The following is a 20,319-nucleotide window of genomic DNA, read 5'->3' on the forward strand; positions in this document are numbered from 1 at the left end:
GGCGGCTCATCGCTTGGCAGGACAACGCATGGACTTGGCATACGGCGGAGGCCGCTTCGAGCATGGGGCCGAGTTGCGGCCGCCTGCGGTCGTGCTGATTCCTGCGCTAGCGATGTCGTTCTACATTTGGCTGATTCTCGTCACGACCATTCCCTACCCGGGCAAGATCGGGCTCGACTACAATACCCTCGGCACCGACTGGATGGTGTTCTACGGCGCGATCCGCTCCGTGCTCGACGGCAACGCGCCACTGATCTTCGACGGCGATCGCTTCACCGACTTCATCAACACCGCGTTTGCAGGCTGGCTATCCGCGCCGCTGGAATTCCGGCCATGGGCCTATCCACCGAGCTTTCTCCTGATGCTGCTGCCGTTCGCGCCGTTGGGTTTCTTCGGCTCCTATGTGGCATTTCAGATCGTGACCGCGGCCGCGCTGGCGGTAGCGCTGCGTGCGTTCGCGGCAAACAGCCTGACATCGGGTGCCCTGTTTGCGGCCGTACTGATTTGTCCGGCGTCGGCCATCAATGCGATCAACGGTCAGGCCGTCTTCCTGGTCGCAGCCCTGATCGTCGGCGGGTTCGCCCTTTTGGAACGGCGGCCTTATCTCGCCGGATTGGTGCTGGGACTGCTGACGTTCAAGCCTCAATTCTGCATCCTGGTCCCGATCGCACTCGTCGCGGCCGGGCAGTGGCGCGCGCTTTTGGCGTCGGGGCTATCCGCGCTCGCCATGATGATCGCGAGCGGACTGATTTTCGGATGGGACCTGTGGCTGCGCTGGCTTCCCCTCATCATCGAAAATCTCGTCAGTCCGAACGAGAAGTGGATCGAGTACGGCCGCATGTGGGGCCACAGCGTCTATACCTGCGCGGTTCTGATCGGCGTGCCGCAGCGGCTGGCATCGTGGGCCCAACTGCTCGCCACGTTGGGCGCGGCCATCTCCGTCGTCATCGCTTTCCGATCGAGATTGGGGATACGGGAAAAGATCGCGATTTTTCTGGCGGCCACTGTCCTCGCCGCACCGCATTCCGGCCCCTATGACGGGACGCTATTGGTGATAGCTGCAGCCTTCTGGTTGATGGCGCGGGCCGCTCCCCTGCCGCTGTGGTGTTGGACCCTGGCTTTCATGGTCTGGTTGCTGCCGATCCTGAGCCCACCGCTGGTGTTTCCCGTGGGCCGAACCGCGCCGCTTTTCCCCGTGCTGCTGATCGGGCTTCTGCTTCGTCCCGCAGGCCCCGTCGAGGGCGTAAAAGCGCCGGTTCCCGCCGGATAGTTTTGCGCGCCCCCTCTCTGGAACGATGGCACGGAAATGTCCATCGGCAGCGACCAAACGCCCCGGTGCCGCCCTCTTTTCGGCCGATCATTTTGATGGATCAGGCTTGGCATCTTGCATACGGTGGGGGCCATTGCCCTATCCGTTCCGGGCGAACGCCGGAACCAGCAAGGCAAAATCAGTCGCGCCGCCGATGGCGGACGCCAATCTTTCAATAACCGGAGGAAAATGCCGTGAAGCCAAGAGTTGTCCGGTCCGCCCTGTTTACACTTCTGGCGGTCGTATCCGCCATGGCCGGCCAGGCGCAGGCCCAATCATGGCCGGAGAAGCCGATCACCTTCATCGTGCCGTTCGCAGCCGGCGGCGGCACCGATGCCTTTGCCCGCCCGCTGGCGGCCCAGCTTGATGCCCAACTGGGCAAGCGCGTGCTGATCGAAAACCGCGCCGGCGCCGGCGGCACCGTCGGTGCGTCCGCTGCGGCAAAGGCCGCGCCCGATGGCTACACCTTCTTCATGGGCGCGGCGCATCATGCCATTGCACCCTCGCTCTATCCCAACCTCGACTACAATATCGAGAAGGATTTTATTGCGGTGGCGCTGATCGCACGGCCGCCGCAGGTAGTGGTCGTCAATCCGGACAAGGTCGCCGCCAAGACGCTGGCCGAGTTTATCGCCTATGCCAAGGCCAATCCCGGCAAGCTGAACTACGGCTCCGCCGGAGCCGGCACCACGCATCACCTCGCAGGTGAGCTGTTCAAGATCCTGACCAAGACCAACATCCAGCACGTGCCCTATCGCGGGGCGGGACCTGCGATGCAGGATCTCATCGCCGGCCACGTGCCTGTGGTGTTCGACGGGCTCGGTTCGTCGGCCGCACCGGTCAGGGCCGGACAGTTGCGGGCGCTGGCCGTCGCCGCGCCGAAACGCGTGGCGGCATTCCCCGATCTTCCGACCGCCGCGGAAGCGGGTCTGGCCGGCTATGAAGTGTCGACCTGGTACGGCCTGTTCGCGCCGAAGAACACGCCGCCGGCGATCGTCGAGCAGATGGTCAAGGAATTGCAGAAGGCCATGCAGACCCCAGCGATCAAGGAAGCCTGGGAGCGCAACGGTTCCGACGTTCCCGATGTCACGGGTCCTGCGTTCGCCAAAATGGTGTCCTCGGAAGTCGAGCGATGGCGCAAGGTCGTGACCGAGGCGAACGTGAAGCTGGATTGAGCTGGAGCATGATCCGGAAAAGTGTGTAGCGGTTTTCCGAAAGGATCATGCTCAAACAAAAAGATAAAGCCTGGTGCGGCACCGTCTCATGACGGGTTGTCGCGCCAGGCTCGCTGATTAGTTGCTGTTGCGCACGCCGTAGCGCGTGAAGTCATCATCGATCCCGGCCTGGATCGTCCGTGCCGCGGACATATCGGCGTCGCCGCCGGTCTTGTCCCCGCGCTTTAGCCTGGCGAGCCCGCGCCCATAGAGCGCACTCGCCAGCTTCGGATCGGCCCGCAGCGCTGAACTGAAATCACTGATCGCCGCATCGGCCTGCCCCATCTTCAGGTGGATCAATCCACGCGAGTCATAGGTGGCGGCGTCGTTCGGCCACGACTGCAGCGCCTTGTTGCAGTCCTCAAGCGCCGCCTGCAACGAGCCGAGGATGGCCCGGGTCCAGCAGCGTCCGCTCCACGCGCCTTCCAGATTGGGCTCGAGGCGAATGGCCTCTTCAAAGTCTTTCGCCGCGCGATCGTATTCATTCTTCCTCAGGTAAACCCTGGCCCGGTTGACGAAAGCCCTGGCGTAATTTGGATTCAGCTTGATCGCCTCGTCCAGCGCCTTGAGGGCGAGGTCGTATTCACCTTTTCTCAAATAAGCCGCGCCGCGGTTGTTGAAGGGTCTTGCGGAAGACTGATCGAGCCTGATCGATTGGTCAAAGTCCTGAAGGGCGCGATCAATGTCTCCCTTTGCCGTGTGAGCATTGCCACGATTGTTGTAGGCAATCGCAAGCGCCCTCGTCGTACCCTGGCCGGAAGCAATGAACGCCGTGCAACCATCGATACGGGCCGTAAGCGACGTGCGATCCGAGCCGTTGCACAACGCAATGTTCTCGATGTAGCCGCCCTTCCTGGGGCTCTGTGCAGCAGCCAGCGACCCGAACAGCAGCAAGACAAGGCCGGGCGCGAGACCCCGAATAACGCGCCGGCTCGCACAGCATTTCATTTCAGGCTCTCCGTTCCCGACGCCGGCAGAGGGCCGGCCATCGATTTGAAGTCCGGACCTGGTTTGCTGACGAGCCTCCGCACTGCGAACGGGCCTAGCATCCCCGACAGATGTTCAGATTCGATTTTGGATCCGGTTTTTGGCCGGGTTGCTGAGCTGCAGGCGATTCCGGCTTTCGCGGTCCCTTGCCCTTGCCTTCTTCAATGAGCGTCGAAAATCTGACTGTCCCGTCATCCGAAATTTCGACCCTTGGCGTGGTGCCTCGAATGCCCATGGTCGCAACCGGAGTGTCGATCTTCATGTCCCCGGTCTTCGCGACTTTGCCTGCGACAAAGGTGAAGGTTCCCTTGGTCAGACTGAAGACGGTCGAGTTGGATGCGCTCTTTGGATCGTAAACGAACTCGTCCAAGGCCATTCGCGCGTTGCTTGACAGATTGAAGGACGAGCCATCGGTGAAGTTGATGCCGACCTTGCCGTCGGCGCCGGTTGCCACGACATCGCCCTGATAGACGAGATCGCCTACGTTCGCCTGACCAGCCTGGCCTGAAGTGCTCGCCTGAACGACTACCGCACCCGCACGTTGGATCGTGACCGAGCCCGTGGCGACAACGACTTTACCAATTGGTTTTGACACCACATCCTGAACGGCGGGCGTGACTTGCGCGTGGGCCGGCGCGACGAGAACCCCGGCCGTCGTCAGAACGAAGCCTGTCACCAATGCGGCAATCGCATGCGTGCTCATGATCCCCCCTTCCTGAGAAGATCTTGTCCGAGAGAACTCTCACGGGCGCCTTGAATCGTCGGTTACGGCAACCTTAAACCCGTTGTCCGGGGAAGGCATCATCCCCGGACCTCACTCGAAAGGATTACCCCTTTTGAGCATAGAGCCTAACGGCCGTAGATTGGCTAACCTAAATCAGGAACTTTCGGCAACTGGTCGCCCGGGCCAGTGGCAAGGTGATTTCTTGACCTCATGAGCTGGCCAGGGCCGCTCGTGAAAAATTGCATTGGGATAAGTGGCAGACGGGGTAGAGCCATGCTCGTCGGGTCCCACGCCAAGACGCGGAAAGAACGTAAGGCCGCCGTGGCCGCGGTTCCCGTCATCGGCAATATTCAGGCCGCGGCCGGCGGCTCTCGAAGCCGGGCTCATGCCGGCAGGTTCGGCATGCTTTGGCTCACGGCACTCGCCTTCGCGCTCGGGAAGCAGGCCCAGGCCGCCGATCCTGACGTCACGTTCCTGGACGACGGCAACATTACATACAAGGACCTCGAACATGGATCGTTCGAGCTGATCACCAAGGATGTGATCCCTCGACACATCATCGTTGACGATCCTGGACAGACCATCACTCTGCGTACGCAGGGATCCTCGGTCAGCGTGAGTCAGAGTACGAACTCCGCCGCACGAATGGCCGAATTGCAGGCGGCCCAGCAGGAGGCGCTCGCCACCCACGAGAAGGGATTGGGGTCGACCGGATCGAGCACGCCTCCTGCCCTCGATCCGCTGCCGGTGCAACCGATCAATTTCATCCAGACCGACGATTCTGCACCGGTGCAGGATGCGACTGCTTTGCCGACTGTGATCCAGGCATCGGTCCAGGAGATGATTGTCGGACAAATACCGCCGCCACCGCCAGTACCGCCAACGCTGAATGTGGTGACCGGGCCGACCGAAATCGACACCTCGGTCTTTGACCTCTTCACCGCGACAAGCGGCACTTTCACGGCCAGCAGCCCCAACAGCCCGACACTGACCTTCGGCATCAACGGCGGAACCGCCGGCAGCACCGTCATTGATGGCGTAACCTACGATGTGTCAAAGACTGGTCCCTACGGCACGCTTTTCGTCGATAGCACAACCGGCGACTACACCTTCGTTCCGGACAATGACGCGATCAATGCCCTGACTGCGCCGACCACCACGGATTTCATGATCACCGTATCCGACGGCACGCTCTCGGCCCGTCAGCCATTTACGATCGCCATCGATGGCGTCAACGACCATGCCATCATCTCCGGCGCCACCGATGGCACGGCGATCGAGGCCGGCGTCGTCGCCAGCACCACGTTCGACGCGCTGAGCGCCAGCGGTGCGCGGAGCGCCAGCGGGACGCTCACCAGCGCCGACGTCGATGACGCGCCCAATACTTTCACGGCTGTTGACACTCCGGCCACGAGCGCAGGCGGTTTCGGCGCCTTCACGATGACGGAGGACGGCGTCTGGACCTACACGGTCGATGATTCCAACAGCGCGGTGCAGGCGCTCAATATCGGTGACACGCTGACCGACTCCTTCACGGTAACCACCATCGACGGCACCGCGCAGGTGGTGACACTCATCATCAAGGGCAGCAACGACGCTGCCGTCATTTCCGGCGTCACGACCGGCTCCGTGACCGAGGACGGTGGCGCCAAGTGCGAGCCGCCGACCGCAACCGGCACGCTCACCGCCACCGATGTCGACAACGCGCCTGGCTTTGCGGCGGTCAAATGCCCGACGGCCAGCGATGGCGGCCATGGCACCTTCACGATGACAGCAGACGGCGTGTGGACCTACGCGCTCGACGACAGCAACTGCGAGGTGCAGGCACTTAACGTCGGAGACAAGCTGATCGACACTTTCAAGGTAACCTCCCTGGACGGCACCGTGCAGCTGGTGGAGGTCACCATCGAAGGCACCAATGATGCCGCCATCATTTGCGGAACCAAGGAAGGCTCGGTCCTCGAGGCCGGCGGCGTGGCCAATTCCATATCCTGTAAACCGACCGCGAGCGGCACGCTCACCGACACTGACGTCGACAACGCTCCCAATACCTTCACGGCGATCGATACGCCAAAGGCGAGCGCCGGCGGCTACGGTACTTTCACGATGACGGAGGATGGCGTCTGGACCTATACGCTCGATAATACCAACTGCGAAGTGCAGGCACTCAATGCCTGCGACACGCTGACGGACTGCTTTACGGTGACCACCATCGATGGCACCCCGCAGGAGGTGAAGATCACCATCAACGGCGCCAACGACGCTGCCATCATCTGTGGCGACACGACCGGCTCGGTAACCGAAGCCGGCGCTTGCACCTACGGTACGCCGATCGCGAAAGGCACGCTCACCGATACCGACGTTGACAACACGCCCAATACCTTCACCGCCGTGTGTTCACCGAAGGCCAGCGACGGCGGCTACGGCTGCTTCACAATGACGGCGGATGGCGTCTGGATCTACAAGCTCGACAATAGCAATTGCGACGTGCAGGCGCTCAATGACTGCGACACGCTGACCGACACCTTCACCGTGACCACCATCGACGGCACCGCACAGGTGGTGACGATCACCATCAACGGCGCCGACGACACGTTCCACTTCAAGGACAAGATGTCGGGCGTCAGCGCTTCTGACGTCATCGCCCCTGCGGAGGACAACCCGGCGCCGATCAGTTCGACCGCAAACGCTGCAGGAATCAGCGGAATGCCGGCGATTTCAGAGGCGATCGAGCTGTCTGCATTCGCCTGGATTCAACCGCATGCGCCGCAGGACCTGATCGTGTGACGGACTGCGCCGCTTCCAGCGCAGCCGGCCCACGCCGCACGCGACGCCCTACTTCGCTTCGCTCGCCTTGATGCCGGAGCTTTCAACGAGTTTCGCCACGCGCAGCAAGTCGTCTGCGAAAAGGCGCGCATGCGCTTCAGGCGTCAACTCGTTGTTCGGGAAGGGCAGCGTTCCAAGCTGCTTGAGTTTGTCCACCAGTTCCGGTTCCGACAACGCGGCGCGGAGCGCGGCATTCAGCGCATTGACGGTTTCCTTCGGCGTGCCCTTTGCCACGTAGAGCCCATGCCACATCGAGTAGCTGACCTCCGGCATGCCGAGTTCGGCGGTGGTCGGCACGTCCTTCAACTGTTCGAGACGTGCGGGCGAGGTGATGGCGATGCCATGCAGCGTTCCGGCCTGAATCTGCGGCAGCGCGTTGGTGACCTGATCCCACAACAGGTCGATCTGCCCTGCCAGCAGATCGGCGATCGCCGGAGCGGATCCGCGATAGGCCACGACCGTCGGCTTGAAGCCGAGCACGTTACCCATCATCACGGCGCATAGATGACTGTTGGTCCCGAGGCCGCCATGCGCGAAGTTCGCCTTGTCGCGTTGCGCCTTGATCCAGGCCACATGGTCCTTCGGGCCTTCGCCGGGGATCGACTTCCTTCCGATCAGGACCATCGGCGCGTTGTTGACGAGGCCGACCGCCTCGAACGCGGTCTTGGTATCGTACCGCAAATTGGTGAACAGGCTGGGCGCCGCGAGCAGCGCGACGTGATTGATCAGGATCGTGGTGCCGTCGGGCGCCGATCGAGCGACGCGATCGTTGGCCAGCGTGCTGCCGCCGCCGACCACGTTCTCGACGATGATGGTCTGGCCGAGCGTCTTCGACATCCGCTCGCCAATCAGGCGGGCGACCGTATCCGTGCCGCCGCCGGCTGCAAACGGCACCACCAGCGCTACCGTCTTCGCGGTCGATTGGGCGTGGGCCTGCGGCAAGAGCGCGGCGATCGAGAGGCCAAGGCCAATAAGTGCGCTGGTACCAAATCGACTGATCACGATGGCGTCCTCCAAAGTCTTGTTTGTTGTTATGGCGCATTCTTTGCGATGCGCATTCATTGGCGAGGCCCCGCCGCTGGCTAGCAGCGTGACCTCGCATGCCCCGGGGATCATGCTGATTGCATTTCTACAAATCAACTGCAAAGCGAGTGTAATTTGCGTAGGTGAAGCGACATTTGGTCCTTCGCTGCGCCATCGATCCAGCATCGCGACACCGGGCAGATCGGCGTGATAACATGTCCCGAAGGCGCAGAAAGCATCGGGACGAAATTGAAATGAGCCAGCCTGCATATGTCGCGGTCGATTGGGGCACGAGCAGTTTTCGGCTCTGGCTCGTCGATCGAACCGGCGACGTCCTCGGCGAACGGCGCAGCCACGAGGGCATGATGGCGGCGGGCAAGCTTGGCTTTCCGGCCGTGCTGCAATCGCATCTGGACGCTGTCGGTGCCGCGAATGGGCTGCCCGTTATCATCTGCGGCATGGCCGGCGCCCGGCAGGGATGGGTCGAAGCCGGATATGTCGACACGCCGGCGTCGCTCGCATCGATCCTGAAGCAGGCCGTGGTGGTGCCGGGACAGCATCGTGACATCCGCATCCTCCCCGGAATCGCGCAACGCGATCCCAAAACGCCCGATGTCATGCGGGGCGAGGAAACACAATTGCTCGGCGTCCTGGGCTTGGATGCTGCCGGGGATGCACTCGTCTGCATGCCGGGCACCCATTCGAAATGGGTCAGAGCGAATGGAGGCACCGTCGAACGCTTCGCCACGTTCATGACGGGAGAACTGTTCGACGTCATCTCGCGCGAAACGATTCTGTCTCACGCGGTGGCCGGCGCCGATGAAGCGCCAGATGTCGACGCCTTCAAGTCGGCCGTCATCAGCGCATTCGAGACGCCAGCGAACGCCGCCAATCTGCTGTTCCAGGTGCGATCGGGCCAGCTGCTATTTGGCGGCACGCCATCTTCAGCCCGCGAGAAAATATCGGGCACCCTGATCGGTCTCGAATTGGCGGGCGGGCTTGCGGGACAAGTTCCCGAGGGCGGCATCACGCTGGTAGCGTCAGGGCGGCTCCGGATGCTTTATCAATCGGCGTTTGACACGGTCGCCGTTCCCGTCAGAACAATCGGCGCCGAGGATGCGGTCCGTCGCGGCCTTTCGATGGCCGCGCAATCGATTTGGAATGTTTAGAGGATCACACGAATGCGCGTTGTGCCGTTTCCCCCGATGAAGCGTCCGCTGGTCGCGATCCTGCGTGGCGTCAAGCCCGACGAAGCGGGCGATATCGTCAGCGCGCTGATCGACAGCGGCATGACGGCCATCGAGATCCCGCTCAACTCGCCGGATCCGTTCCGCTCGATCGAGATCGCCATCAACAAGGCCCCTGCCGGAATCCTGGTCGGCGCAGGCACGGTGTTGACGCTGGACGATGTCGCACGGCTTCACGACGTGGGAGGTCGGCTTCTGGTGAGCCCCAATGTCGATCCGGAAATCATAGCGGGCGCCCGCGCGCTCGGCCTGGTCACGATGCCCGGCGTGTTCAGTCCGACCGAGGCGCTGCTGGCCGCCAAGTCGGGCGCCTCGAGCCTGAAATTCTTTCCCGCAAGCGTGCTCGGCGCCGCCGGCATTACCGCCATCCGCGCCGTGCTGCCCCCGGACCTGATGATCGCTGCGGTCGGCGGCGTCTCCGACAAGAATTTTGCGGACTACGTCAAGGCCGGCATCCTGGCGTTCGGCCTTGGCAGCAGCCTCTACAAGCCCGGCATGACGGCAGCCGAAGTGGCCGATCGCGCCAGGGCGACGATCGAGGCATATGACGCGGCGGTTCAACTGATGGGATAGATCAGCGAGAGCTGAGCCCGGTGTTCGAAGCTGGCGAGACCCGGGATGCAGATTGTAGCTAACGCACGCGCTGAACGCCGATAGCTTTGGACGTACCGTCGACCTTCATCTTGTGGCCGCTGACTGATGAATATACGAGAGCCTTCGGCATGTAGGCGTAGTGGTATTCATAGTGGTACTCTGTCTGTCGCCAAACTTGGCCGTTCATCAACTTGACTATCGTTTCGCCCTCCCAACCTTTGAAATCTCCATCTACCTGTGCCTCGACCACGCTCGTGCCGACGACCGCGCTTGATCGGTCAGCACCCTGGGCAGCGCGATAACCTTGCCGGTACATTCTGATCAGGGCGCCACGCATTGCGTCACGTTTGTCGCGTGGCATCGTTGAAGTGCCAAGCTTTGCTTGCTCTTCCTGGGTCAGCAATTGCTCCAGTGGCATTGCGTCTTGCGCCATGGCGGGTATAGCGCCGGCAATCCAGGCGCAGCCGGCCAGGATTGCAACTTGCGTGCGGGAGCGTGCACCGATTGTGTTCATCTGACTGAGCGCGACAGTTCGGGAGACCAATACGCGGCGATGCAATCTTAGATTTCAAACGCTTGGGAGCAGATAACTGACGGAGAGAGTGTCAGTCAATCCACCTTGAAAGACCAAGAATTTTCGATCTTACCCGATCAAGACCCACGATTGAGTAACAGCCTGAAACGGACCTTCGCCCTTCCGAGCGGTGCCGACGTGACGAACCGCCGCGGCTCACGCCAAAAATATCGAGAACAACCCCATGCAAAGTAGCCGGCGGCTGCCGCAAGCGACGGTTTGGGCCGAAACTTGACACGTCGGGCAAATCAGCGGCAGAATTTCATCATCCCGGAATTCGCTAGACGGCTGCGTGCGCAATACTGATGCGAGCATGTCCCGCGTGGCTGGACCATCGAGGACACACCGCTGTCGCTTGCGCTGACGTGCAGAAACCGCGAAAATCAGCACTGTTCAGAAGTTATCAGGGAAATCCCACAGATGCAGTTTGATGACGTCATCCTCGGTCGCCGGAGCATCCGCGGTTACAAGCCCGATCCGGTGCCCAAGGAGTTGATTGCGGAAATCATCGGTTTGGCGATGCGTGCTCCGTCATCGATGAACACCCAGCCCTGGAATTTTTACGTCATCACTGGCGAACCGCTGGACCGGATCCGTGCCGGCAACACCGAACGAAACGTCGCGGGCATTCCGCACTCGCGCGAATTCCGCATCGGACAGCCCTTTGCCGGCAAGCACCGCGACAGGCAGGTCGGCGTCGCCAAGCAACTATTCTCCGCAATGGGAATCGAGCGCGACAACAAGGACAAGCGCCAGGACTGGGTGCTGCGCGGCTTCCGTCAATTCGACGCGCCCGTCTGCGTGATCATCACCTATGATCGCGTGCTCGACGGCAGCGACGATACGCCCTTCGATTGCGGCGCCGTGGCGACCGCGCTGGTCAACGCCGCCTGGTCTCGCGGGCTCGGCGCCGTGATCAACAGCCAGGGCATCATGCAATCCCCCGTGGTGCGCGAGCACGCGGGGATCGCCGACGATCAGGTCATCATGAAAAGCATTGCGCTGGGCTGGCCGGACGAGACGTTTCCGGCGAACGCGGTGGTGTCGGAGCGGAAGTCCGTCGAGGAAGCGACGGTGTTCGTCGGGTTCGAGAGTTAACGGCGCGCGGGCGGAAGGGCTGGAGGTGCAGCAGTGATCCGCGCGATGGTCCGACGTGCGCTAGAGCGTTTTCCAGCGAAGTGGGTACCGGTTCGCGTCAAGAAAACGCGTCAAAACAAGAATCGAGAGCCCCGTTCCGATTTAATCGGAACGGGTAAGGCTCTCGTGCTGGCAGCGGCTTTGGCCGCCACCTTGACGCCGGTCACATGCCTTGGCCAAAGCAGCAAGCCGTTACCGGCCAAGGCCACACAGGAACTGCCGCCCGAACTGCTCGCGCTGCTCGAGCAGAAGAAAATGCAAAAATATTCGCCGATCGTTATGCGTCTTTTCAAGGAAGAGGCGGAGCTCGAAGTCTGGAAACAGGACACAGCCGGCCGCTTCCAGATCCTCAAGACCTATCCGATCTGCCGCTGGTCGGGCGATCTCGGGCCGAAATTGTACGAGGGTGACCGGCAGGCTCCGGAAGGGTTTTATACGATTACGCCCGAGTTGATGAATCCCAACTCCAACTTCTATCTGTCGATCAATCTCGGCTACCCCAACAGCTTCGACAAGGCGAACAAGCGCAACGGCAGCTTCCTGATGATCCACGGCGACTGCTGGTCGAGCGGTTGCTATGCCATGACCGACGAACAGATCAGCGAGATCTATTCACTGGCGCGCGACTCGCTCAGCGGTCGCCCGTCGTTCCAGGTCCAGGCCTATCCGTTCCGCCTGACGCCGGCGAACCTGGCGCGGCATCGAAATAGTCCGAACCTTCCCTTCTGGAAAATGCTCAAGATAGGCAACGATCATTTCGAGACGACGGGGCTCGAACCCAAGGTGGATGTCTGCAACCGCCGCTATGTGTTCGACGCGCAACCGCCTGCGAATTCGCCGTCCCCTCTTGTGTTCAACCCTGCCGAAAAATGTCCCCCCTTCGTCGTCAATCCGGACATCGCGCGGCGGGCGCTGGAGAAGCGGCGCGCCGACGAGCGCGAATACGCGCGACTGCTTGAAGACAATGTGCCGGCCGCCCCGATCTACAGCGGACTGGACGGCGGAATGCATGAGGCTTTCCGCGCAAAATTTCCAGGCCGAGTGACGCTTGCGAAAGTGATGCCCTATGCATCGTATCTGCCGCAGTTGCCGCCGATCCCCTGGATCGACAATGATGGCTCGTTGACGAGCAAATGGTTTGGTGCCTCGTTCTCCAAATCGGTTGTGTGTGATGCGGCTCGGGCCGGCTTCCCGTCGGGCCGGTGCTAAGCTCTTGTGCGACGTCAGCGATGGGTCTAGGCCGTGTAATATCAGTGTTTCGTGGGACCGGTAGATTTTGGCGTCGGCGTACTGGCCTTGGGGTTAATGCCGCAACGCTTTACTTGGTAGTCAACCCAGCTCATGCGGACATCTCTGGCAGCGTGATCGGCTCTATACTGGGCTCTACACTCCTGCATGCTAAGGGCGTTGACGGACGTGCTGAACGCGCTGATCGCGGCGACGATAACGATTCGACGGATCAAGGCCATGGAAAATCCCCCTATCTTCATCGTATAACTATATCCAGTAGCGGCCGTCATCCACGCACTGCCGTAGCACGGAAGGAAACTGCTTGAGATAGATCAAGGGACAGAGGCTCAGTTCGTTGCCGATTCCTTTTCCGGGAAAAACCGACCTCGTTGGAAATTGTGGTGCTAGCGAGGAGTCTGGGGGAGCAATGTCATTCAGGCCATGCATAATAGTTCTCATAATGTTCGTTGCAGTCGTGTTGCTGCCCTCTGAAGGGCAAGCGGTCTGCTATTGCAATTGCACAACACCGACCGGCAATACTTGCACTGTAAGTGTTCCAGACATTGCTTGTAACCACATTGGAAATGCGCGGTGCACTAAGCCGGTGGAGCCATGTCAATATGACTGCAGTCGCAAGCTTGCGCGCCCTGCTGCCTGCTCCGCGCTAAAGCGCTGTAGTGTTCGCACACACAACTAAGCGTGTCGGATTACCCCTATGATACGGCCACGGCCTAAAACTCCCGTAAGGCGATAATATCGTTGCGGTGCAAACTCCCTTTTGGACAAGGGCATGGCCTGCAACGGCCTGCGGAATTTTGTTGATCGCATCATTTGTAGACGCGCAAGGGCTCGTTGCGGCGGCTGCCGGGATCGTCGTGTTGGGCACGGTGTTCGCAGCCGTGCATCATGCAGAAGTCGTCGCACATCGTGTTGGCGAACCATACGGCACCCTCGTGCTCGCCTTGGCTGTAACGGTGATAGAGACCGCGCTCATTGTTTCGGTCATGATCTCGACTCCCGAAGAAAAGGCGGGACTAGCTCGCGATACGGTGTTCGCCGCCGTCATGATTGTATGCAATGGCATTGTTGGACTTTGTTTACTCATGGGCGGGGCTCGCTATCGCGAACAGGAGTTTCAGGTCCATGGAGCGAGTGCTGCAATGGCAGTTTTGGCCGCGCTAACGAGCCTAACCCTGATCCTACCAAGTTTTGCTGCGCGCGAACTTGGGCCGTTGTATAGCCGGCCGCAACTCGTATTTGCAGGGCTGGTCTCTCTGGTGCTCTACGGCTCTTTCGTTTTCGTGCAGACGATCCGGCATCGCGACTATTTCCTGCCGGAGTCCGACGACGAGGATGTGCACGCTACCCCTCCGACCGATAGAGCGGCATTCGTGAGCGCCGGTCTTCTAGTTGTTTCTCTAGTTGCCATCGTTGGTCTCGCCAAAATTCTGACTCCCACAGTGGAAACTGGAATAGCTAGCCTTCGCCTACCAGAGGCCACCGTGGGCATCATTATCGCGGCGCTGGTACTTCTACCGGAATGTTTTGCGGCGCTCAGGGCGGCGCAGAGAAACCGATTGCAAACCAGCTTGAATTTAGCTTTGGGATCGGCGCTCGCGACTATTGGCCTGACAATCCCTGCAGTCGCCGCCGTTTCAATCATGCTCGGGCAACGGCTCGAACTCGGTCTCGACGTTAAAGACCAAGTCCTGCTCGCCCTCACATTAGTCCTGGGCATGGTGACCTTGGGCACCGGTCGAACCACCGTTCTCCAAGGCGTCGTTCATTTAGTTATCTTCGCCGTGTTTGTCTTCTTTGCTGTCGTACCGTAAGCCTGACGAGGCGCAGAGTTTTAGTTCTGGGAAGTTCTGCTTTGGGTCCATTGGCAGACCATACTTGGCATCGACATTTCGTCGGCTCATTAGGATCAAGCGCCAGGACTGGGTGCTGCGCGGCTTCCGTCAATTCGACGCGCTCGTCTGCGTGATCGTTACCTATGACCGCGTGCTGGACCGCACGGCTGCGCGGGATCGCCGAGAAGCTGATCGAGAAAGCCGAACAAGGTGATTGCGATCAAGGAGGTCGACGACGGCATTTGGCTCGTGAGCTGATCTAGGATACTTCGACCTGGAGCAGAAAACCCTGCAGCTTCTCGACACCCCGTTCGGCACGAGGTTGTCACCCATGTCTTAGGTACGTTCCGTTACCCATGTCTTCAGGCCGGACACGCGGTTGGCTGGCGGAGAGAGTGGGATTCGAACCCACGGTACGGTTTCCCGCACACACGCTTTCCAAGCGTGCGCCTTAAGCCACTCGGCCATCTCTCCGGAGGCCCTCTCTTGAAGGGGCAGCACTGATTTTGCAAGGGACGCTGGGCAACGCGGCTAAAATTTCCCCAATTCGTTGAATTTGTTTGGAAATTTCGATCGTCCGACACCGGATAATTGGCGCTTTGCCGGGGCTTGAACCGGAATCCGGCCATGATCGATGACGATAGATGGCTGCGCAATTGGTGGAGGACGCAAAATGATGGCACGGACGCTCTTGCTCTCGGCTCTGGCCGCAACTTTCGTGGCCGCCGCGGCCGGCCCGGCGCTGGCGCAGGCCTGCACCAAGCAGGGCGTGGATGTGACCTGCGACGACGGCCGGCGCGGCATCTTTGCGGGCGACTCCATCGTGTGGGCCGACGGCTCGAAATCGCGGCTGGCCTCGCCGCATCCGAGCGTCATCATCGGCAACAAGTCGTCCGTCGTCATCGGCCCCGGCGTGTTCGCCGGCAACGGCAAGGGCGGTTACGTGCCGATGGACAATCCGAGCGCGCCGAACAAGGCGCGCTGCCCGGTGCTGGATGGCGTGTCGTATTGTTTTTGAGGGGTGGGGGCGGGACCGCCTCGGGCTGAGGAGCCTATCCCAAGCAAAAGCGTATCAGGAGCGCACCGCCTTCTTACCCGCCCCTCGAGGGGGCCGAGACGAGCGAAGCTCGCTCGGGGGTCGGCTCGCATTGAGCGAAGCGAAAAGCGAGACGGGGTGGGGTGACCTCTCCACTCGGGCACTGTGGACGCGGACAGACCGTCACCCCACTCCGTTACGCATCTGCGATGCGTGACGACCCGCCCCCTCGAGGGGCGGGTGAAGCACGGCGGCCAGCCGCAAACTAGTGATACCGCGCGCCGCCATTGGTGGCGGAGCGAACCGGCCATAGCGCGGGCTCCGTCATGACCGGCGCCAACTCGCTCTTGTCGAGCTGGCAGTCGTGCAGCGCCTCGGTGAAGTCCGCGAACCATTGCTGGATCGTATGGCCGCGCAGCTTCGCCATCATCGCTTCCCAGCGCATCCGACGTTCGGTCAGCGGCATCGACAGCGCCATTGCAATCGTGCGCGCCATGCCGTCGATGTCGTGCGGATTGACCAGCAATGCCGTGTCGAGCTCGTTGGCGGCGCCGGCGAATTTCGACAGCACGAGCACGCCGGGATCGACCGGATTTTGCGCGGCGACATATTCCTTGGCGACGAGGTTCATGCCGTCCTGCAGCGGCGTCACCACGCCGACCTGCGCGGTGCGATAGAGGCCCGCGAGCACGGCCTGGCCGTAGCCCTTGTTGAGATAGCGGATCGGCGTCCAGTCGACCTCGCCATGCTGGCCGTTGACGTCGGTGACGAGTTTGGCGACCTCGCTCTGCAGATTGCCATAGGCTTCGATCGCGCCGCGCGAAGGCGTTGCGATCTGCAGCAGCGACGCTGTGCGCGCCAACGACGGATGCAACGTCCACATCCGGTCGAACGCCTTGATGCGGTTGATCAGGCCCTTGGAATAGTCGAGACGGTCGACGCCGATCGCGAGCTTCTCGCCGTTCAGGCTGCGCCGCAGCCGCGAGACATCCGGATGGGTCGAGGCCTTCATTGCCAATTGCGCGAACTGCTTCGGATCGATGCCGATCGGAAATACCGCGGCGCGCGTCCGGCCGTAGCGCGAGATGATCACGCCGTCATGCACGACGAGGCCGAGGTCGGACTGCGCGTAGGACACGAAGTTCTCGCAATCTTCCTCGGTCTGGAAACCGATCAGATCATAGGCCAGCATCGCCTCGATCAGCTCGCGATGATGCGGCACGCCTGATATCACCGAACGTGCCGGCCACGGCGTGTGCAGGAAGAAGCCGATCGGCTCGGTGACGCCGAGATCGCGCAATTCGGCGCCGAGCGCCAGGAAATGGTAATCCTGAACCCAGAACGCGGTATCGGTTTTTCGGAATCGCAGCAGCGCACGCGCCATGAAGGCGTTCACTTCGCGATAGCTGAGATAGTCCTCCTGCGAGGCGCGAATCAGATCGGCGCGCGAATGCAGCGCCGGCCACAGCGCGGAGTTCGCAAAGCCTTCGTAATAGCCGCCGTAATGCGCAGCCGGCAGATCCAGCATCGCCAGCGCGCCGGTGCCCAGCGCCTCGACTTCGGCAAAGGGTTCCTTCTGGTTCCCGTCGCGGACCCGCCCCGAGGAACCAACCCAGATAGCACCCGATTTCTCGACGATCGGCAACAACGCCGCGGCGAGTCCCCCCGTCATGGGTTCGTTGGGTTTTCCGCGCGAAACGCGGTTAGAAACGACGACGAGGTTCAAGGGTCCCCTCCCGTTGGTACGCCGCGGTTAACAACCGTTCATCAATATGGTTCCTGATCACCCTTTCAACGAATTGAAACCAAATTCGGGCTGCGGCATGCAGGAACTCACCGGAACTCACGAAAAATAAATTTTGTCGTGAACCTCGGCGTCATCAGCGAGAATCTATGTTCGAAACTCGTCGAGACGAGAAACATTATGGCAGCGCTGCGTCCCTTTCGTCATCAAGCAGGTGTGTAAGGAATTCCCTGACATCGCTCGGCGCATCGAAATGTCCCGCAACGCCTTTGGCACGGCGGCCGACGGAGAAAGCGAGGCCGTCGAGATCAGGCATGATCGCAAATACCGTCTCGTCGGTGACGTCGTCGCCGATGAAGAACGGACGGCGGCCCTTGAACGGTTCGCGCGTCATCAATTCGCGCACGCCGCTCGCCTTGGTGAAGCCGGAATGCTTGATCTCGCAGACGCATTTGCCGGGCAGCACCTCGATCGGCGCGTTGGGCAGATCGGCCCTGATCAGTGACACCGCGGCATAGATCGCCTTCTCGGCATGCGGCGCGAGGCGGTAATGCAGTGCCAGCGAATAACCCTTGTCTTCCAGCAATATTCCGGGGCTGAGCTTTGCAATCGCGGCCAGCCGCCGCTTCAGTTCCTTGTCCATCGGTGGCGCATGCGCGGCCACCGCCTCGCTGTCGGTCTCGATCCGCATCTCGGCGCCATGGCCGCCGACGGCCGGAAACTGATCAGGCGCGAAAATCAGATCGATGTCGTTGAGCGAGCGTCCTGAGACCAGCGCCAGCGCGCCATTGGTTCGCACCAGCAGGCGGTTCAGCGTCTTCACCAGGCCCGGCGGCACCCAGACTTCACGCGGCGTCGGCATCAGATCGAGCAGCGTGCCGTCGATGTCGAGCAGAACAGCGGTCTCGCTGAGATGCGGTATCAGCGAGCGCGGCACAGGAACGGTTTCCGGCGCGGCGTCGTCTTCGCGGACGATATCTTCTTCCAACGGCATTTCCAGCAGATCCTCGTTCATCTCATCCTACTCCACAACTGCAAGCGGCCGTGCGACAGATTCGAGCGATTTGCGCTCGGCTGCCACGGCATATCGCCACGCAACGAGCGCGGCCACGATCATCAATGCCGACCCCAGCAGGTAGCCGGCGAAGACACTGTTGCGCGATCCGGTATCGATCAGCGCGCCGAACAGCGCGGGCCCTGCCACGCCGCCGATGCCCGTTCCGATCGCATAGAACAGCGCAATGGCCAGCGCGCGCACCTCCAGCGGAAACGTCTCGCTGACGGTGAGATAGGCCGCGCTCGCCGCCGGCGAGGCAAAGAAGAAGATCACCATCCAGGCGATGGTCTGGGTCTGCGCTGTCAGAACGCCGATCGAGAACAGATAGCCCGACAGCGCGAGCAGAATTCCCGAAACGCCGTAGGTCGTCGCGATCATCGTGCGGCGGCCCAGCGTATCGAACAGGCGACCGAGCAGCAGCGGCCCGAGGAAGTTACCGGCCGCAAAGGGCAGGATGTACCAGCCGACATGGCTGGCCGGGATGCCGAAGAAATCGGTCAGTATCAGCGCGAAGGTGAAGAAGATCGCATTGTAGAAGAACGCCTGCGCGGCCATCAGCACCAGGCCGACCAGCGAACGCTGACGGTAGGTCGTGAACAGCGTATGCGCCACTTCGCCGAGCGGCGTGTGGCTGCGCATCTTCAGCCTGATCTTCGGGAATACCTCATCGGCCGGATGATCCGGATGCCGCGTCGACGCTCTCTCGATCTCATCGACGATGGCATGCGCCTCCTCGGGACGGCCGTGGATCATCAGCCAGCGCGGACTTTCCGGAATCCACATCCGCATCACGAACACGATCAAGCCGAGAGCCGCACCGATGAAGTAGGCGAGCCGCCAGCCTATGTCGGGCGCGAACATATTGGGATCGAGCAACACGATTGCGGCGACGGCGCCGATCGCGGCACCAATCCAGAAGCTGCCGTTGATCACCAGATCGGTCCAGCCGCGATAGCGCGCCGGCACCAGTTCCTGGATCGTCGAATTGATCGCGGTATATTCGCCGCCGATCCCCGCCCCGGTCAGGAAGCGAAACAGCGCGTAGCTCGTGATGTTCCACGACAGCGCGGTGGCGGCAGTCGCGGTGAGATAGACGGCGAGGGTAATGAAGAAGAGTTTCTTGCGCCCGATCCTGTCCGTGAGCCAGCCGAAACCGAGCGCGCCGAGCACGGCGCCGGCGAGGTAGGCGCTGTTGGCAAGGCCAACGTCGAAATTCGAGAATTGCAGCGTCGGGCTTTCCTTCAGCGCGCCCGACAGAGCGCCGGCAAGCGTGACTTCCAGCCCGTCCAGAATCCAGGTGATGCCGAGCGCGGCGACGACGCGGGTATGAAAACCGCCCCACTGCAAGCAATCGAGCCGCGCAGGTATGCTGGTCTCGACGACGCGGTCATTGTCCTGCGCCGCCGGTGCGGAGATGGTGACACTCTCACTCACTGCCGCACCGTGCCGTATTGCTGTCGGACCCATCAGATTGGACCAATGAAAAAACACCCCGGAACGCCCCAGCCCCAGGGTTTTCTCGCTCAATTGCGGCAAACATGCTGCCCGCCACCGAGATAACGCCCTCGGTTGGCAGGGGTTCCGGCGATTTTCGCGCCGCGAAAATGCATAGCTGTCATCGTGTGTTGGGCGTGCAAGGACGTGCTGCGGCCTTTCTGCCGTCATTGCGAGCGAAGCGAAGCAATCCACGTCTCAGCGCGGGGATAGATGGATTGCTTCGCTGCGCTCGCAATGACGGCTGCGAATGAAAGGAACAGAACTATC

The 20,319-nt window shown here is 61.3% G+C and carries 16 protein-coding genes, 1 tRNA gene and 1 pseudogene; 10 read left to right on the top strand and 8 right to left on the bottom strand.

Going from position 1 to position 20,319, the window contains the following annotated elements:
* The first annotated feature begins 28 nt into the window (after positions 1-28).
* Both CQ12_RS32920 and CQ12_RS32925 read left to right on the top strand, forming a co-directional pair.
* Positions 29-1,270: a glycosyltransferase family 87 protein gene (locus CQ12_RS32920; RefSeq protein WP_157088631.1), complete on the top strand. Its 1,242-nt coding sequence runs from the start codon at positions 29-31 to the stop codon at positions 1,268-1,270.
* A 233-nt stretch (positions 1,271-1,503) separates the two neighbouring features.
* The gene (locus CQ12_RS32925; protein ID WP_245310262.1) at positions 1,504-2,484 is read left to right on the top strand and encodes a Bug family tripartite tricarboxylate transporter substrate binding protein; all 981 of its coding nucleotides are present in this window, start codon (positions 1,504-1,506) and stop codon (positions 2,482-2,484) included.
* A gap of 117 nt (positions 2,485-2,601) precedes the next feature.
* Here the strand turns inward: CQ12_RS32925 and CQ12_RS32930 are convergent, their stop codons facing one another.
* Positions 2,602-3,417 (bottom strand): tetratricopeptide repeat protein, encoded by an 816-nt coding sequence (locus tag CQ12_RS32930; RefSeq protein WP_245310263.1) that lies wholly within the window; start codon positions 3,415-3,417, stop codon positions 2,602-2,604.
* A gap of 148 nt (positions 3,418-3,565) precedes the next feature.
* The gene (locus CQ12_RS32935; RefSeq protein ID WP_057839428.1) at positions 3,566-4,213 is read right to left on the bottom strand and encodes a FecR family protein; all 648 of its coding nucleotides are present in this window, start codon (positions 4,211-4,213) and stop codon (positions 3,566-3,568) included.
* Positions 4,214-4,507: 294 nt separating this feature from the next.
* On the opposite strand from CQ12_RS32935, the gene CQ12_RS32940 reads away from it, so the two are divergent.
* The gene (locus CQ12_RS32940; protein WP_057839429.1) at positions 4,508-7,021 is read left to right on the top strand and encodes a VCBS domain-containing protein; all 2,514 of its coding nucleotides are present in this window, start codon (positions 4,508-4,510) and stop codon (positions 7,019-7,021) included.
* 48 nt (positions 7,022-7,069) lie between these two features.
* On the opposite strand, the gene CQ12_RS32945 is transcribed toward CQ12_RS32940, so the two are convergent.
* Complete coding sequence (locus tag CQ12_RS32945) at positions 7,070-8,062, bottom strand: tripartite tricarboxylate transporter substrate-binding protein (protein WP_198164310.1); 993 nt, start codon at positions 8,060-8,062, stop codon at positions 7,070-7,072.
* 275 nt (positions 8,063-8,337) lie between these two features.
* On the opposite strand from CQ12_RS32945, the gene CQ12_RS32950 reads away from it, so the two are divergent.
* Both CQ12_RS32950 and CQ12_RS32955 read left to right on the top strand, forming a co-directional pair.
* A complete protein-coding gene (locus CQ12_RS32950; RefSeq protein WP_057839431.1) occupies positions 8,338-9,252 on the top strand; it encodes a 2-dehydro-3-deoxygalactonokinase in 915 nt (304 codons plus the stop codon).
* Between the two features lie 12 nt (positions 9,253-9,264).
* Entirely contained in the window at positions 9,265-9,903 is a 639-nt protein-coding gene (locus CQ12_RS32955) for a 2-dehydro-3-deoxy-6-phosphogalactonate aldolase (RefSeq protein WP_057839432.1), read from the top strand.
* Positions 9,904-9,961: 58 nt separating this feature from the next.
* Here the strand turns inward: CQ12_RS32955 and CQ12_RS32960 are convergent, their stop codons facing one another.
* The gene (locus CQ12_RS32960) at positions 9,962-10,438 is read right to left on the bottom strand and encodes a hypothetical protein (RefSeq protein ID WP_157088632.1); all 477 of its coding nucleotides are present in this window, start codon (positions 10,436-10,438) and stop codon (positions 9,962-9,964) included.
* 480 nt (positions 10,439-10,918) lie between these two features.
* Here CQ12_RS32960 and CQ12_RS32965 point away from each other — a divergent pair, with 480 nt between their 5' ends.
* The 4 genes and pseudogenes from CQ12_RS32965 to CQ12_RS46920 form a co-directional block, all read left to right on the top strand.
* Positions 10,919-11,596: a nitroreductase gene (locus tag CQ12_RS32965; RefSeq protein ID WP_057839434.1), complete on the top strand. Its 678-nt coding sequence runs from the start codon at positions 10,919-10,921 to the stop codon at positions 11,594-11,596.
* A gap of 33 nt (positions 11,597-11,629) precedes the next feature.
* Positions 11,630-12,844 carry a L,D-transpeptidase family protein gene (locus CQ12_RS32970; protein ID WP_245310264.1) on the top strand — a complete coding sequence of 405 codons (1,215 nt, stop codon included), beginning with the start codon at positions 11,630-11,632 and terminating at the stop codon, positions 12,842-12,844.
* Positions 12,845-13,683: 839 nt separating this feature from the next.
* Positions 13,684-14,697 carry a calcium:cation antiporter gene (locus CQ12_RS32975; RefSeq protein ID WP_245310265.1) on the top strand — a complete coding sequence of 338 codons (1,014 nt, stop codon included), beginning with the start codon at positions 13,684-13,686 and terminating at the stop codon, positions 14,695-14,697.
* 97 nt (positions 14,698-14,794) lie between these two features.
* Positions 14,795-14,878, top strand: a pseudogene (locus CQ12_RS46920) (nitroreductase); the annotation flags it as partial.
* Positions 14,879-15,102: 224 nt separating this feature from the next.
* Here CQ12_RS46920 and CQ12_RS32980 read toward each other — a convergent pair.
* Positions 15,103-15,192: transfer RNA gene (locus tag CQ12_RS32980), tRNA-Ser, on the bottom strand.
* Between the two features lie 199 nt (positions 15,193-15,391).
* On the opposite strand from CQ12_RS32980, the gene CQ12_RS32985 reads away from it, so the two are divergent.
* Positions 15,392-15,736, top strand: a complete 345-nt coding sequence (locus CQ12_RS32985) for a hypothetical protein (RefSeq protein WP_083519573.1) — start codon at positions 15,392-15,394, stop codon at positions 15,734-15,736.
* A 283-nt stretch (positions 15,737-16,019) separates the two neighbouring features.
* Here the strand turns inward: CQ12_RS32985 and CQ12_RS32990 are convergent, their stop codons facing one another.
* The 3 genes from CQ12_RS32990 to CQ12_RS33000 form a co-directional block, all read right to left on the bottom strand.
* A complete protein-coding gene (locus CQ12_RS32990; RefSeq protein WP_057839437.1) occupies positions 16,020-17,480 on the bottom strand; it encodes a trehalose-6-phosphate synthase in 1,461 nt (486 codons plus the stop codon).
* Positions 17,481-17,676: 196 nt separating this feature from the next.
* Complete coding sequence (gene otsB / locus CQ12_RS32995; RefSeq protein WP_057839438.1) at positions 17,677-18,513, bottom strand: trehalose-phosphatase; 837 nt, start codon at positions 18,511-18,513, stop codon at positions 17,677-17,679.
* Positions 18,514-18,519: 6 nt separating this feature from the next.
* On the bottom strand, positions 18,520-20,022 hold the full coding sequence (locus CQ12_RS33000) for an MFS transporter (RefSeq protein ID WP_057839478.1): 1,503 nt from the start codon (positions 20,020-20,022) through the stop codon (positions 18,520-18,522).
* Positions 20,023-20,319 lie beyond the last annotated feature (297 nt).

This window comes from Bradyrhizobium jicamae, assembly GCF_001440395.1.
GTDB classification, from domain to species: Bacteria; Pseudomonadota; Alphaproteobacteria; order Rhizobiales; family Xanthobacteraceae; genus Bradyrhizobium; species Bradyrhizobium jicamae.